At 44.8% G+C, this 17,380-nt stretch carries 3 protein-coding genes; all 3 read right to left on the reverse strand.

Annotated elements, in window-relative coordinates:
• Positions 1–468 precede the first annotated feature (468 nt).
• Positions 469–8,352 (reverse strand): non-ribosomal peptide synthetase, encoded by a 7,884-nt coding sequence (locus tag LC653_RS24975; protein ID WP_229497408.1) that lies wholly within the window; start codon positions 8,350–8,352, stop codon positions 469–471.
• 360 nt (positions 8,353–8,712) lie between these two features.
• Positions 8,713–13,296, reverse strand: a complete 4,584-nt coding sequence (locus tag LC653_RS24980; RefSeq protein WP_229497409.1) for a type I polyketide synthase — start codon at positions 13,294–13,296, stop codon at positions 8,713–8,715.
• A gap of 210 nt (positions 13,297–13,506) precedes the next feature.
• Entirely contained in the window at positions 13,507–16,962 is a 3,456-nt protein-coding gene (locus LC653_RS46940; protein WP_229497410.1) for a non-ribosomal peptide synthetase, read from the reverse strand.
• Positions 16,963–17,380: the final 418 nt, after the last annotated feature.

Genomic DNA, 17,380 nt, shown 5'->3' on the forward strand with positions numbered 1-17,380 from the left:
AAAATAGTAGCGTTGCCTACCCTACAACTATTGATTTATAGCAGCTTTTGTGCTTAAGAGCTATAGCAGCCGCAACAGATGATCGATATTACATTTTGCTATTTCAAGCTATCATATTGTTACCATGAGACTCACGGCTTCATAATAAACGTCAAATCTCTTTGTAAACCCATCTTTAAAAGCATTTCTATAGTTAACAAATTCTGGGGGTTTAAGTCCCCCGCTTCTAACAAGACGTGAATTCGATTGCTCATATAATATCTACCCAATTTGTTCAATCAAAAAACCTCTAAGAAGGTTTTACTACGCAAAACCGTCCCTCTCCGAGTCGGAGAGGGACAGACTTGAACTTTAGTTCAAGGCAGGGAGAGGTTCGTCGAACTCACGTTAACAAGCGGTAAGTTTTGTGGCGAGGTATAAATCCCCGCCACAAAACTTAATTACGAATTACGAATTACGAATTACGAATTACGAATTACGAATTATTTTAACCCCCTCTTGTGCTTGCATTTGCTTGAGTAATTTCTCTACTTCTTCTTCAGAAAGTTGGTCTAAGTTAGCTAATAACTGTTGTGCTTGTGCCCGTTCAACGCGCTCAATTTGCGGTGTCTTTGCCGGTTGTGGCTTCTTTTGCCATTGCAGTTCCAGTAAATCAGCCTGGGAAGCTAAGGTAGGATTGAGGAAAAACTCCCGAATTGGTAAATCAAGTTGGAGAGAGGAACGCATCTGAGCAAGTACCTGGGTTGCTGATAAAGAATTGCCCCCCAACTCGAAAAAGTTATCGTGGATGCTTGGCACCTCAACTTGGAGAACAGATTGCCAAAGGTTTGCGATCGCCACTTCCAAATCTGTGGTAGGAAGTATAACAGGTGAATCAGTTTTAGTGGATTGAAACTCTGGTAAAGGCAAGGCGCGGCGATCCACTTTCCCATTAGGTGTTAATGGCAATGCTTCCAAAGGCATATAAAGTGTAGGTATCATATATTCTGGCAACCGTTGCTGTAGGAATTGCCGTAACTTTTGCGTCATCAATTCTGTTTTTGTTAACTGCGTTTGCGGATTTTCTGGCGACAGCCAACGAGTTTTCCAGGTTGGATCGATACAACCACCGACAAAACTATGCAACAATATATGCTCCTCGTGCAAAGCAAAATTCTCGCGGATAACATCAAATTCTAAAGCCCCTATCGGACATAAGCCTAAGTCATAATCTGGAGCCGTTTCCATTAATAACTGACTGATATAACCCGCTTCCAATAAACAGAAATCCCTAGATTTATCGCCGTAAATTGGTGCGATCGCCTGCATTTCACCAATTAAAAATAAGGCAAACGCCGCTTGATCAAAAATCCCCTGATTAATGCCATAAATCCCACTGTCAACTTTAGCTGAATTGCTCAGGTGAATCAGTTGATGCTGTTGGGGATGATAGTAGTAAATCCCAGCCGCTAAATTTTGAACTCGATTTGGCTTAATGTAAATGTATGTCTGTACTGGATACAAACTACCAGCAGAAGCATAACGGTACTTGGGCAATGGTGAATTTAATAGTTGCTGCGATCGCAAACATTCTAAAAATTCACCCAAGCTATTAAGGGATACAGATTGCTCTAAAAATTGGCGATAACTTTGTCGTTGCAGCTTGACAGCAGAAGACTCAGCCCCAGGTAAAGCAACCGAACGAGTAGAATCAAACCCTCTAACACCCCGTTGCTGGAGCTTAAAATCCAGTTGGGATGAAGAATTGAGGGCAGTTTCTTGAGTAGAAATTACCTCTGGTTGCAACACCACGTAGGCAAGCAATTGCTGTTGAGATGGTAAGCCCAAAGTTGTAACAACTGCTTGAGCGATCGCTGGATGCTGTTGTAGAGCCGCTTCGATTTCGCCTAACTCAATCCGGTAGCCATTGATTTTAACTTGAAAATCCTCTCGTCCTAAAAATTCTATTGTCCCGTCTGGTAGATAGCGTCCTAAGTCGCCGGTTTTGTAGAGAGTATTGGGCAGGGGGCAGGGGGCAGGGGGCAGGGGGCAGGGGGCATTGGCATTGGACATTGGTATTCTCCAGACCTCTGCTTCCCTGCTCAAGAGCTTCTTCTCCAGTCTCCAGTCCCCAATAAACGGATTGGGAATAAACCTTTCTGCTGTTAATTCTGGGTTTTGCCAGTAGCCTTTGGCGATACCCAAACCGCCAATATAAAGTTCACCAATTACCCAATTCGGGCAGGGTTGAAGGGATTGATTAAGTACGTAAACCTGTTGATTGGTCAGAGAATACCCGTAGGGAATACTTTTCCAAGTGGGATCGATTTTGGTAATAGGGTAGAAAATAGACCAGATGGAGGCTTCTGTAGCACCCCCTAAACTGATAATTTGGGGATGATTAAATTGACTGCAAATGCGCTCAGGGAGTGTGAGAGGAATCCAGTCACCACTAAGGAGAATTAAGCGGAGTGACTGGGCATTGGGCATTGGGCATTGGGCATTGGGGAGCCACTGCGTTGGGCGGGCTTCCCGACTTGTTCGCGTAGCGTCTCCGACAGGAGAAGCAAGTGGCGTCATTGGGAAGAGATCCTCCTCATCCCCCTTATCTCCCTCATCCCCACTCCCCACTCCCCACTCCCCACTCCCCCATTCAACCAAAAGTTGCATTAAGGCGGGAACAGAATTCCAAATTGTTACCTGATGCTGGGTAATTAGGTGCATCCAGTGAGATGGATCCTTGGGGCGATCGCAATCGGGAATGACAATTGCTCCTCCGGCGGCGAGGATGCCAAATATGTCATATACAGATAAATCAAAACTCAGGGAAGACAGAGCTAAAATGCGATCGCTAGCTGTCATGCCAAAGCGTTGATTAATATCTAAAATCGTGTTCACCGCTCCTTGATGATCAATCATCACACCTTTAGGCTTGCCAGTAGAACCGGAAGTGTAAATGACGTATGCTAAATCTGTCGGTTGCTGTATCGGTGCAGGTATGGCTGTATGAGGTGGAGCATCGAAAGTATCAACACATATACGGCTGCAATCATCTACCCATTCTAAAGCCACATCCAGCCAGGATTGAGTGAGGATAATTTGCGCTTGGGTTGACTGCAACAAATGTAGGCGGCGTTGTGTCGGTAATTGAGGATCGATAGGTACATAAGCAGCCCCGGCTGTCAAAATTGCTAAGGCGGCAATTACTTGCTCCCAACCTTTATCCATGACAATTGCCACCAATTGATTTGGTATTACGCCTAGTTGCTGCAATAGTTGGGCAAGGTGACAAACACGATCGCTTACCTGTTGATATGTCAGAGATTTTTGTGTAATAAAGATTGCAGGCTGATTGGGTTGCTTTGTTACCTGCTCAAAAAATAGGGTGTGAAGTAAGGGAATCAGGAATGAGGAATGGGGCATTGGGCATGGGGGAGCCACTGCGCCCTGCGGCTCTGCCGACTTGTTCGCGTAGCGTCTCCGACAGGAGAAGCAAGTGGCGTCATTGGGCATTGGAAAAAAGTCCTTCTCCCTCATCTCACCTGCTGATGATGTTGCTAAATGTTCCAAGAATTCACTGTAGGTGTGGAACATTTCATCTAACAGCCCTGGTGGGAAGAGATCATCAATGGTATCCCAGTTAAAAACTAAAGCCCCGGCAACTTCTCCTACTTGATGGTCAAAATACACTTGGGAAGTCTGACTGAGGCTGTATACTAACTCACTATGCCAGCTACGCTCTGTTGTTTGTTCTCGATTGTCTTGGGTGAGTGTGCTGGTAAAAACTACGGGCATGATTGCGCCTGTCACCCGTTGTTGATTGCGGGCAAGGTGGCGTAGCACTTCCACACCACTGACGTAGCGATGATCTAAATCTTCCCATAGCTGTGCTTGGATGTGACGGGCAAGTTCCAGGAAATTTTTACGCCCCTTGTTCTCAATTGCCAAAAGCAAAGATGCGGTGAAGTCTCCCACAATTCGATTCACATCGGGATGCAAGGGTAGACGATTAAAAAGGGTCAAATTTAGGGTAAAACACGGCTCTTTGCTCCATCGAGACAGAATTTCGGCAAATGCAGATAATAGCAAACCCGATGGCGTAATTCCGACTTGACTGGCTTGCTGTTTTAGCCGATGCCATTTCTCTGGAGCTAAATTGCCACTGCGCCGGACAAAATGGGGTTGGGTGATTGTACTGAGGGGCTGAGTCAAAGGTAAATCTGGTGCGGCTGGTAGAGTGGCAAGTCGTGCTTTCCAGTATGCTTGCGATCGCGCATAAATTGCCGATTTCCGTAGTTCCTGTTCTGCCAACACATAATCACGAAAAGATAATCTGCTTGCTGGCAATTGAGTATCAGGATTGTGCAATATTTGCACTAATTGAGTGCCTAGTAGTCTAAAACTCCAAGCATCCCCAATTAAAACATCAAAGCTAATGCAGAAGCGAATTTTTTCCTTATCCAATAAAACTGCTTGAATTTCAAATAATGGATAGCAAGAGGTAGCAAATATTTGGTGAGAAAGGCGATCGCGCAACTCCATCAACTCTACCCCACCCGCCCTATCGGGCACCCTCCCCTTGTCAAGGGGAGGGTTTTGTAATTGCTCCCTCCCCTTGCTAAGGGGAGGGTTGGGGAGGGGTTCTAATTCTCCACGCAAATCAGTCACAGCAATTTTATAAGGTGGCACTTCTTTTAAAACGCGCTGTTGTCCATCGGGTTGCACAATCACCCGCAACATATCATGATGCTCAATTAGCTTCTGTAATGCCCATTCCATTTGTTCTACAGACAATCCCACCGTTTCAACTTCTTGGTAGCCGTGGGTAGCAACATTACCCAACTCAAAAGCCGCGTTACGTCCGATGAGATATGCTTGTTGAATGTCCGTTAGGGGAAAGGGTTGATAGCGTTCTTGGGGACGCGGTTGAATTTGGGGTAATCCCGACTGGGTGATATCGCCCTGTAATTGCTCAATTTGTGCTGCCAGAGCTGCGATCGTCGGATGCTGAAATAAGCTCTTGAGAGGGACTTCTACATTGAGAGATTCATTGATTTTCGCCACTAACTGAATACCCAGCAGCGAATGTCCCCCCAATACAAAAAAGTTATCATTAACTCCAATTTGTTCAACTTGAAGTGTTTCTTCCCAGATGATCACGAGAGTTTGTTCTGTGGGTGTCCGTGCTTCCACATAGGCATTCTCTAATTCTGGACGTATTTTTTCTCCCGTGGGTAATGCCTGACGATCAATTTTGCCATTGGGAGTACGCGGCAGTGCTTCCAAAGTAATAAAGTTTGTGGGAATCATATAACCCGGTAAACGTTCCGCCAAAAATTGCCGCAATTTTGAGGATTTTGCACTTATAGGAGCAATATAAGCAACTAATCGTTTGTCACCCGTTACTTCTTCAGGAGCGATTACAGCACACTCCTGCACATCTGAGTGTTGACTTAGTACCGCTTCAATCTCACCCAATTCAATACGATAACCCCGAATTTTTACTTGGTTATCCAATCGGCCCAAGTATTCCAAATTACCATCTTGAAGATAACGGACGCGATCGCCTGTTTTATACAATTTTGAATTTTGAATTTTGAATTTTGAATTGTAAAAAAGATTTGGTATAAATCTTTCTGCTGTTAAATCTGGACGCTGCCAATAACCCCGTGCTACTCCTGCACCACCGATGTAAAGTTCTCCTGATACACCCACTGGTACTGGTTGCAAATTCTCATCTAAAACGTACACTTGACTATTAGCAATGGGTTGACCAATTGTCGGAGATGGAGTAATGGGAGTCACACCTTTAAGTTGGACGTAGGTGGAATAGGTAGTATCTTCCGAGGGACCGTAGAGGTTAAATATTTGTTGAATGTGGGGTAGTTCTTCAAGTTTTTGCACGAGTCGCCAACTCAAGGGTTCACCTGCCAAATTCACAGTTTGCACAGAGTTAGGAATAGCATTGAGTTGCAGTAATTGTGCGATCGCACTGGGTACAGTATTAATCAGCGTTACCTGATTTTTAGCTGGCAAATTCGACAGCGCTAAGGCATTTTCTGCAAGAATGACTTTACCGCCCCAACTCAGAGGTACAAATAACTCGAATATTGATAAATCAAAGCAAATTGAAGTTGAGGCTAATACACCAGCGATCGCATCTGCACTAAACACCTCCCGCGCCCAATACAATAAACAAACTGGATTGCGATGCTCAATCATCACCCCCTTCGGCTTCCCTGTAGAGCCAGAAGTATAAATCAAATACGCTAGATTTTCCGGTGTAAGGTTGGTGACAGGATTACTAACAGAATTTTCAGCTATAGCTTCCCAATCTTCATCTAAATAAATAACCCTCTCAATCTCCTCTGTGCGCGGCAGTCGCTTCAAGTCGGCAAAGCCGGACGCCAGTCGCTCATGGGGGAAACCCCCAGACGCTCGTTCGCTCTTAGCGTCTCCCCTTGGGAGAAGACTCGCTAACGCTGCGCTATGCGCTAAAGCGTCTCCCCTTGGGAGAAGACCGCGCTGGCTCCCCAACGCGCTGCCTTGTCTATGCGTCTGTGCGTGACTCAACAGAATCGGAACTCGCGCATCATCCAAAATCCACCTCAACCTACTTTCAGGATAACCTGGATCTAACGGTACATAAACTCCACCCGCTTTGAGAATCCCCAGAATCCCAACCACCATCTCAACAGAACGTTCCAGACAAATTCCCACAGGTGTTTCTACTTTTACACCCAAATGTTGCAAATGATGTGCTAGTTGATTAGCTTTACTATTAAGTTCTCTATAAGTAAAAGATTGCTCACCAAAAATCAGCGCTATTTCATCCGGTGTCCGTTCCACTTGCGCTTCAAATAGTTGATGAAGGCACTGATGACTAGGATATTCTTGTGTAGTTTGGTTCCAAATTTGAAATTGCTGCTGTTCGTTTCCGGTTAAAAAAGATATTTCTGACAGCCTTTGCTCAGTATTTACAACTATACTCTTTAGCAAAGTAATCCAATGTTCTGCCATGCGGGCAATTGTAGCAACATCAAACAAATCTGTACTGTATTCAAACTGTCCAGTAATTCCTTGTTCGGTGTCCTGCAAATTCAGACGTAATTCGTATTTTGCCGTGTCTTCATCAAAAGGTAAGCGTTCCAGAGTTAATCCTGGCAATTGTGGCGATCGCACCGATGCCAATTGTAAATCAAACTTAACTTGGAATAACGGCATCATCTGACTGAGATTCCGTTCAGGATTTAACACTTCCACCAATTTTTCAAAAGGTAAATACTGATGGGCAAAGGCTGCAAGCGCCACCTCACGCACTCGCGCCAATAATTCCTGTACCGTGGGATTTCCTGCCAAATTGGTACGCAACACCAGCGTATTCACCAGCAAACCGATTAAATTTTCAGTCTCTTGGCGATCGCGGTTAACAATATCAGTACCAATAACTAAATCATCCTTTCCCGTGTAGCGATACAGCAATACCTGAAAGCTAGTTAACAGCAGCATAAACAGCGTTACCCCTTGCTTGGCTGCTAAAGCTTTGACTGCTTGGGATAAAGATGGCGATAAAGCTACAGGATAATGTGAACCGCTATATGTAGGTACGGCTGGTTGTGGGCGACTTGACAACTGTAAAACAGGTAATTCACCACCTAATTGCTGTTGCCAATAGCTAATTTGCTCTGTGAGAAACTCACCCTGTAACTGTTGCCTTTGCCACACAGCCCAATCAGCATACTGAATGGGCAACTCTGGTAATGATGAAGTTTCTTCCTGGATAAATGCTGAATATAGTAACGATAATTCTTTCAAGAAAACGCCAATCGACCAGCGATCAGAAATAATATGATGCGTTGTCAGCAGTAAAATATACTCTTTTTCTCCTAAATATAATAAGAGCGATCGCAATAAGGGCTGACTCAAATCAAAGGGGCGTTTTGCCTCTGCAAGAGCTAACATTTCCACTTCTAATGGAGTGTTAATTTCGCTGATATCAATAATGGGAAGCGCCAGAGGTTCCCAAGGTGTAATGACTTGGATAGGCTGCTTTTGCGCGTTGGTAGTGAAACAAGTGCGTAAGGTTTCGTGTCGTCGCCGTAATTCATTTAGAGATTTTTCTAATGCTGACACCTGCAAGACTCCCCGTAGCCGCAGAACACAGGGGACGTTGTAAACAGAACTGGTGGGTTCGAGTTGCTGAATGAACCAGAGGCGTTGTTGAGCAAAAGATAGAGGAATATCTTCTGTATCTGGGCGTTTGGGAATCGTCAGAGATTGCCCTAATGTCAACCCTCGCTCTTTGAGGCGGCGTTCAAATAGTAGGCGTTGTTCTGGAGATAATTTAGCTAGGAGTTGTAGTAAGTCAGCCATTTTAGATATTAGATTTTGAATTTATGAAGAAGAATTCAGCTATGTATTTTGTACGACTGGGTGATAAACTTTGGTTTAATACCGGACTTTGCCCCGCTACGCTAACGCTTTTAGTACACATCACCGCAAAAAGGGGTCGGAATTTTATTTTTTGTAGGTTGGGTTGAGGAACGAAACCCAACATTCCCGCCTCTGTTGGGTAACACTTAAGTTCAACCCAACCTACAGTTAAGATTTACGTACCCTTTTTATGATGGGCTGTATTTAGTGAGTGAAACTAGTATTAAGCTCATTTTCATCATCTTTATACAGGGAAAATATACCAAAAATGTGAAAAATTTTATTTCTGCTCTCCATTACCTACTCTTGAAGTTGTTGTGCTACCTCCTCTGGTGATAAGTTATGAATATCACTCAATAATGCGGTTATTTCGGCTAAATCCTGAGATTTTGGGTTTTTAGAGGCAATAACTGCTGCAATGCTACCAACAGTTGGTGCTTCCTCCAGTAAACTCCGCATGGAGAGTTCGATGCCGAAGCGATCGCGCTTTCGAGAGATAGCTTGAATTGCCAATAAGGAATGTCCACCTAAATCAAAGAAGTTGTCATGAATGCCAATGGGTGTAATTCCTAAGAGTTCTTGCCAAATTTGAGCGATCGCTTGTTCGATTTCGTTGCTGGGTGGAATGTATTCGTTGGCTAGGTTGGGGCGTGTATGGGCAATATCAGTGGATAATTCTGTTTTGGTTGCATTTGGGGCTTTTGGTGTTACCCATTGCTCTAAACGCTTGTGGAGGTGACTTTTGGAAACTACGACAGACTCTGGTAAGCCTAAGCTGATAACTCGGCAGGTAGCATCCCAAACCTCTTGAGGAGTAAGTGCTAGTGCGGCTAAATTTGCTCCAAAACCACTGTTAATCTCAGATGCGTCTTCTCGACAAGCATCCCAGTTGATGCTAATCCAGGGAAATGTACTGGTTTGATTTTGTTGCACAGCAAACATATCTATTACTGCATTGGCGGCGGCATAAGCTGCCAATCCCAAACCGCCCAAAACACTAGAAAGGGATGATTGCAACACGCAAAAATCTAAGGATTTGTCGCTGATAACTTCAGCTAAGGCAAATAATCCTTGCACTTTGGTACGGTAATTGTAGTCCCAGTGATTTGGTATCAATTGAGGCAGCAATGCCATTGAATGCTCATTGCTCATGGGCGTGGAATAGAAGACACCGTGTAGTTGTCCAAATTTTTGTTCGGCATGGGCGATCGCTTCTTCTAACTGCTGGTGGTCAGTAATATCTACATTCCCTGAGACATAATCGACACTGGCATTATCTAAAGTTTGTTTTAGGGTTTCGGGAATGACATCACTAAGCAGGATTAACCGCACTGGCATTTGTGTCAGAAAATCGGCGTAAACTGTTCCCAGTCCCGTTGTCAAATCTCCCACAATCAGGTATGTTCCTCCTTGTCGCAGAGGTAAAACCCCACCCGCCCTATCGGGCACCCTCCCCTTGGCAAGGGGAGGGTTAGGAAGGGGTTCTAACTCCCTCCCCTTTGCAAGGGGAGGGCTGGGGTGGGGTGTATCAATTCGCACGGGTTTAAAAATTTGTTGCCAGCGATGACTACCCCGGTAGGCAACAACAGCCTCATTTGCGGGGCTGAAACATTCTCTAATTAATTGCTGCACTAATTGCTGGCGTGTATCAGTTTCCTTGGACACTACGATGTCAACACAACAACAACTCACTTGGGAAATTTCTTGAGAAATAACTTTACCCATACCCAAAACTATTGCTTTCTTGGGGTTTATTTCTTCGTTACCCAATACTAGTTGCCCGTCATTTGTGACTATAGTAATTTGGATTGGTGGATTAACTGACTGCGAAGAAATCGCTTGCGCCAAATACAATAAATCATAACTCTGGTTTTGCTGTTCGTTAGTACTAGTTAAATTCCATAAGTGCAAAATGCGATCAAGGATAAGTTCACGCATCTGCAAGTCTTCCAGCAAATCAACAAAGTCCTGTTTTTCTTGAGGATTAACTGTAAAGGTACGGTATGCGGGTTGTTCATATTTTTCGCCAGGAGTAACGATAATTACATCATGTCCAGCGTTTTGCAGGGTGTGAATAATCTCTGTCCCTATGCCGTAATTATCTGCTAGCACCAGCCAACACTGCCGTTGTTCAGTTAAATCTACCAACGGACGTGATAAACTCCGTTCCCAAGAGGGCATATAGAACCAGTCAGAGGTAGGATTAATTTGCGGTGAATGCTCTTGTGCTAGTGGAACTGCTTGGAGGTCAATCCAGTAACGTTGACGCTCAAAGGAATAGGTGGGTAATGGCAATCGGTGGCGCTGTTCGTGAGCATAAAAGCCTGACCAATCAATCGGTACACCCGCCAACCATAATTGTCCCAAAGTTTGGAGCAAAAATGCTACATCTGATTGGGTTTGGTGGGGATGGCGGAGGGAAGATAGTATAGTTTGAGTGGGGGTTTGTTGCTTGGCTAGAGTAGTGAGTGTTTTCCCTGGACCGACTTCCAGTAAAATTCGGTTGGGTTCTTTGAGGAGTTCTGTTACCCCGTTAGCAAATTGTACAGGTTGTCGTAAGTGAGTTCCCCAGTAATCAGGGTTAGTTGCTTGCTCAGATGTAATCCAGTCGCCAGTGACGTTAGAAATAAATGGGATTTGAGGCGTTAGCAAATTCATAAGAGCCAAAGCATCAATAAATGGCGCGATGATCTCATCCATTAAGGGTGAGTGGAAAGCGTGGGATGTCTGCAAGCGACGGTAGGTAATGTTTTGGGTATTTAGATATTGTTCTAACTTGGCAATTTCTACCTCAGTACCAGATACCACAGATAACTGAGGTGCGTTATTTGCCGCAATGACTAAGCTCTCTCCCAATAAAGGTTGTAAAGTATCCGCCGACATTGCCACTGATAGCATCGCCCCTGGCGGACATTGCTGCATCAACTTACCACGCATGGCTACTAACTTTAAAGCATCCGGCAGAGAAAATACACCTGCCAAGGTTGCAGCAACATACTCACCAATGCTGTTACCAATCATGGCTTGAGGTTGAATTCCCCAGGATATCCACAGTTGTGCTAGGGCATATTCGATTACAAATAAAGCTGGTTGAGTGTAGGCGGTTTGGGATAAAGCGGGGGATTGGGCATTGGGCATTGGGCATTGGGCATTGGGCATTGGGGAAGGATAAAGTAGATTTCGCAAATCAAAATCCAAATGTTTAAGGAGTAATTCACAACAATGGTCAATATGTTGTTGAAATACTAATTCTGTGGCGTATAACTCCTTACCCATGTTGAGATATTGGCTTCCCTGTCCTGGAAATAAAAAGGCAATTTCACGCCTTTGTTTAGGAGCAACCTGAGTCAATATTTGCCCTTTATCATCCAAAATCTGGATTGCTTCTGCTGTCGTTTGACACAATAGTATCCGCCGATGGTCAAAATCCTGTCGTCCTATTTGCAGGGTATAGGCTACATCCGCCAAGTTTAATGGATGCTCTTTTAAATGACTAGCTAAATTATCTGCGATCGCACTCAAAGCAGTGGGAGTTTTCGCTGATAAAATTAACAACTGCCAGGGACGGGAAGCACTGGATGATATGATTGCAGGTGCTTCCTCAAGAATCACATGAGCATTTGTCCCACCAATACCAAAAGAACTCACACCCGCACGGCGGGGAGTCTGATCGGTTTGCCAATCGGCTAATTTGGTGTTGACATAAAAAGGAGTCTTGGTAAAATCAATTTGAGGATTAGGCTGCTGGAAGTGCAAACTAGGGGGAAGTTGTTTGTGTTTGAGCGCCAACACAGTTTTGATGAAACTGGCGATCCCGGCGGCGGCATCTAAGTGTCCAATGTTAGTTTTTACAGAGGCGATCGCACAGTATCCGGTTTTTTCAGTTTGAGAGCGAAAAGCTTGAGTTAGAGCCGCAATTTCAATCGGATCGCCCAATGCAGTACCAGTACCGTGGGTTTCAATATACGTAATAGTTTCCGGGTTTACCTCCGCCACCGCTTGAGCCGCTCGAATCACGGCTGCTTGGGTATCAATTCGGGGAGCTGTGTAGCTGACTTTCAAAGCACCATCATTATTCAGTGCCGATCCTTTAATTATAGCATGGATATAATCGCCATCCTGGAGAGCATCTTCGAGGCGTTTGAGAACAACAACACCTAAACCACTACCTGCGATCGTTCCTTGAGCATCAGCATCAAAGGCTCGACAATGCCCATCTTGCGAGTAAATTCCCCCTTCTTGGTACAAATAACCCGTTGGGCTGGATAAGGATACACCCCCCGCCAATGCCATGTCACACTCTCCACTCAACAAGCTCTGACACGCCAGATGCACGGCTACTAAGGATGTGGAACAAGCTGTTTGAATATCCACGCTTGGGCCGCGCAAATTGAGTTTGTAAGAAACCCGTGTGGTGAGAAAATCCTTGTCGTTGGATAAAAACAATTGATAGCGATTGACGTTGGCTTGAATGGTTGGATGAGAAATCAAATTCAATAGATAGCTGTTCATTGCAGAACCGGCATATACTGCGATCGCTCCTGCATAACTCTGGGGATCATATCCAGCATCTTCCAATGCTGACCAAGCACATTCTAAAAACAATCGATGCTGCGGGTCGAGAATTTCTGCTTCTCTGGGGCTGAATCCAAAGAATTCGGCATCAAAGCATTCAATATTTTCTAGAGTTGCAGCTACTTTCACGTAGTCAGGATGTTGCAGTAGTGAAGGAACTACACCACTTTTTTGTAATTGCTCATCAGTTAAAAGAGTAGCTGATTCTACACCATCCTGGAGATTTTGCCAGAATTGGTGTAAGTCATTGGCTCCGGGAAATCGCCCCGCCATGCCGATAATTGCTATTTCTAATCCGTTGTAGTTCATAATATAAGTTTTTTGAAACGTAGACGCTTCTTCGGCTTGCCGCAGGCTACCGCCAAGACGCAGAGAGCGCAGAGGAGAGAAGAATGATGTACAACTACTAGTTCAGTTCGGCTAAATCACGCCATCCATTTGAAATGTCTAAAACCCTTACGCAATAGTAATTACGAATTACGAATTACGAATTACGAATTACGCGAAGCGGTACTAGGGTTAGTTTGGTTTAGTTTGCTGATTTTCTACAAGCTGTTGGCGGCGTTGTAAAAGTCGCTGTTTACCTGTTTCTAGCTGGACAATTCTGGATTCTACTTCGCTATCAGGTAAGGTTGATGTGGTGGTTTGGGCTAAATAGGTGGAGAGGGAACTAATTGTTGAATAACGGAATAACTCTACTAAAGGAATATCTTGATTTAAGCGATCGCGCAATTGTCCTTGCATTCTTACCATCAGTAAGGAATGTCCTCCTAACTCAAAGAAATTATCATGGATGCCGATGGTGTCAACATGAAGTAATTCTTGCCAGATGTGAGCGATTTTTTGCTCGATTTGTGTCTGCGGCAAAATCAAAGATGTCGCCAGTGCCCAGAGCAAGTTATTTGGCGCGGGTAGTGCTTGGCGGTTTACCTTACCGTTGGGTGTAAGAGGTAATTGCTCTAGGACGACAAACACCACAGGTATCATATACGCTGGTAATTTTGTTGCTAAAAAGGAACGTATAGCTGTAACCCCACCCGCCCTGTCGGGCACCCCCCTCTGTCCCCCCTTGGTAAGGGGGGATGAAAGGGGTGTATTGGGGACAACATACGCTACTAAACGACGTTCTCCCGGTTCATCTTCCCGCACAGCAACTACAGCCTGCGCCACTTCTGGATGTTGGCTTAGTACCGCTTCAATCTCTCCCAACTCAATGCGAAAGCCCCGAATTTTTACTTGGTTATCCAATCTACCTAAGTATTCTAAATTACCAGACGGTAGATAACGAACGCGATCGCCTGTTTTGTATAGGGCATTGGGCATGGGGCATTGGGCATGGGGCATTGGGGATGAGTCTTTGAACTCCGTGAATGAGTCTTTGAACTCCACTCCTGTGCTCAAGAGCTCCCCACTCCCCACTCCCTTCCCAAAGGGATTTGCCACAAACCGTTCTGCTGTTAACTCTGGACGTTGCCAATAACCTCGTGCTACTCCCGCACCACCGATGTAAAGTTCTCCGGGTACACCCACGGGAATTGGTCGCAAATGGTCATCGAGGACGTAAAATTGGGTGTTGGCAATGGGACGACCAATGGTAACAGACTCCCCGTTACTGAGTTGTTGCATGGCTGACCAAATGGTGGTTTCTGTTGGCCCGTAGAGGTTCCAGACTTCTTGACTTGATGATAGAAGTTGTGCAGCCAGAGAGTTATCTAATGCTTCTCCACCGCAGAGAATTTTTAAGTCTGGTTCCCCTTGCCAACCACTGGTTAAAAGTAACCGCCAAGTTGCAGGGGTAGCTTGCATGACGGTGATTTGATGTTGTTTGATAGCGGCTGTTAATTGGCCGGGGTCAACTAGGGCGGTTTGGCGAGTGAGGATGAGTTGAGCGCCTGCAATTAGGGGTAAAAACAGTTCTAAGGCGGCTATGTCGAAGGCGATTGTCGTGCTTGCCAAAAGACGATCGCTGGCAGTAATTGATAACTGCTGCTTCAATGCTGTGAGAATATTGACAAGCGATCGCATTTCCACCATCACCCCTTTTGGTCTGCCCGTGGAACCAGAGGTATAAATCAAATAAGCTAAATTTGCTAGATTTGCTTGACATTCAGGATTTTCTATGCTGCATTGAGCGATTATTTCCCATTCTGTATTGAGACAGATTACCTGATAGTTTGGAGAGAAGCCAGACAAAAGGGAAAGACTTTCTCCCCTGCCCCCTACCCCCTGCCCCCTGCCTTCTTCCAGGCTAGATTCAGTGAGCAACAAAGCAATCTGAGCATCCTCAATCATGAAGCGCAGACGTTCAGCCGGATAGCTGGGATCGAGAGGAATGTATGCGGCTCCAGCTTTGAGGATACCTAATAGTGCTATAAGTAATTGTGGCGATCGCTCTAAATAAACTCCGATCCGTGCCTCTGGCACAATTCCCAATTTTTGGAGATAATGGGCGATTTGATTGGCTTTGGCATTTAATTCGGCGTAGCTAAGACGTTGTTCCTCAAACACAACTGCTGTTGCATCGGGTGAATGCTTTGCTTGTTGCGCGAACAATTCATCTAAACATTGGTTGGGGATTTCCCTAGCTGTGTCATTCCAGTCAACTAGTATTTGCTGCTGTTGTATCGGGGAAAGTAATGGCAGTTGTACCAAAAGACAATCACCCTGAGTCAGCATCCCTAATAATAGAGTTTTTAGCTGTTGCAATAATTGGGTAATATTGTCTTCGGTGTAGCGATCGCGATCGGATAACAATCTTAAACTAAGCTGAGAATCTGCCACCGCATACAGTGTTAAAGGATAATTTGTTTGCTCTGTGGCGTGGATGTTACGAATTTGCACCGTTTCCAAGGATTGCTTGAGGGCAGGTTCTACAGGATAATTTTCAAACACTACCAAGGTTTCAAATAATGGCAGAGAGCGCGGGACTTCGCTGCAACGTTGAATATCAGTCAAGTTACTGTATTCGTATTGCCGTATTTCTACTTGCTGTAATTGAATCTTTTGCAACCAAGAATATAATTTTTGCTGTGGTGAGACTAATACTCGTAGTGGCAATGTATTAACAAACAGTCCCACCATCGATTCAACACCTGTTAGCGTGCCTGGACGACCAGAACAGACAGTACCAAATAGGATATCCATTTCCCCACTGTAACGACTTAACAATAGAGCAAAAGCTGCCTGTACAAGAGTGTTGAGAGTAATTTGCTGTTGTTTGGCGAAATTGTATAGTTGCTGCGTTTGCTCACAAGTTAAGTGAATGCTCTGCTCAGTATAATGGGTGGATAAATTATCAGGTCGAGCATCGCTCCTTTGTCCAATACCCAAGCGGGTGGGAGTTGTAAATCCCTGTAAATGCTGTTTCCAAAACGTTTCTGCTTGGGAAACATTTTGCTGCTGCAACCAAGCGATGTAGTCTCGATAAGGACGCGGGTTAGATAGTCTCGGTGTTTGTCCCCGACTGTATCCACCATAAATCATCAGAAATTCCTGGAGCAAAATCGGCATTGACCAACCATCCAATAACAGATGGTGATAACTCCAGACAAATTGATATACTGTTGGTGCAAGTTGGATGAGAGTGATGTGCATTAGGGGCGCTTGCGATAAGCTAAATCCCTGTTGTTGCTCTTTTTGTAGTAGTGTTGTGAGTTCCTGTTGTTGGGCGGTGGTAGAATAATTGCGCCAGTCAAGATGGGTAATGGGACATTTTACTTGTTTGCCGACTACTTGCAATGGTTTTTCTAACTTATCCCAAACAAATGCTGTTCGTAACACAGCGTGGCGATTGACTAAATGTTGCCAAGCTTCCTCAAAAGCCGGAATATTTAAACTACCGTGTAATTCATAACTTACTTGGATGACATAAGCACCAGAATTGGGAGCATAAAGGCTATGGAACAGCATACCCTGCTGCATGGGTGAGAGGGGATAAATATTTTCAATAGCTTGGCGGCTTAAGGTTGTATTCACTGCTTATCCTCTATCTCAAAATTTGGTGTTGCTAAATATAAATCAATACAGTTCATATCAGGTTCGGTTAAACACTTATAATATCTGTAGGTTGGGGAGCCACTGCGCCCTTGCGGTTTCCCGACTTGAAGCAAGTGGCGTTTAAGGAACGAAACCCAACATTTACTTCTTGTTAATGTTGGGTTTCACTGCCGTTCAACCCAACCTACATTGAGAGATTTTATTATAAGTAATCCGACGTACTTGATATCAGTCAAGTATTTCTTCTCTCTTTCTTCTCTCTGCGTCGCGCCAGTTGCTTCAAGTCGGGGAACCCGCAAGGGCGCACTGGCTTCTCTGCGTCTCTGCGGTAGCCTGCGGCAAGCCGCTCCGCGTCTACGTTAAAAAAATTGACCCTTCGGCTTCGCTCAGAGTCAAC

The organism is Nostoc mirabile CHAB5784 (genome assembly GCF_020829645.1).
Taxonomy (GTDB): Bacteria; Cyanobacteriota; Cyanobacteriia; order Cyanobacteriales; family Nostocaceae; genus Nostoc; species Nostoc mirabile.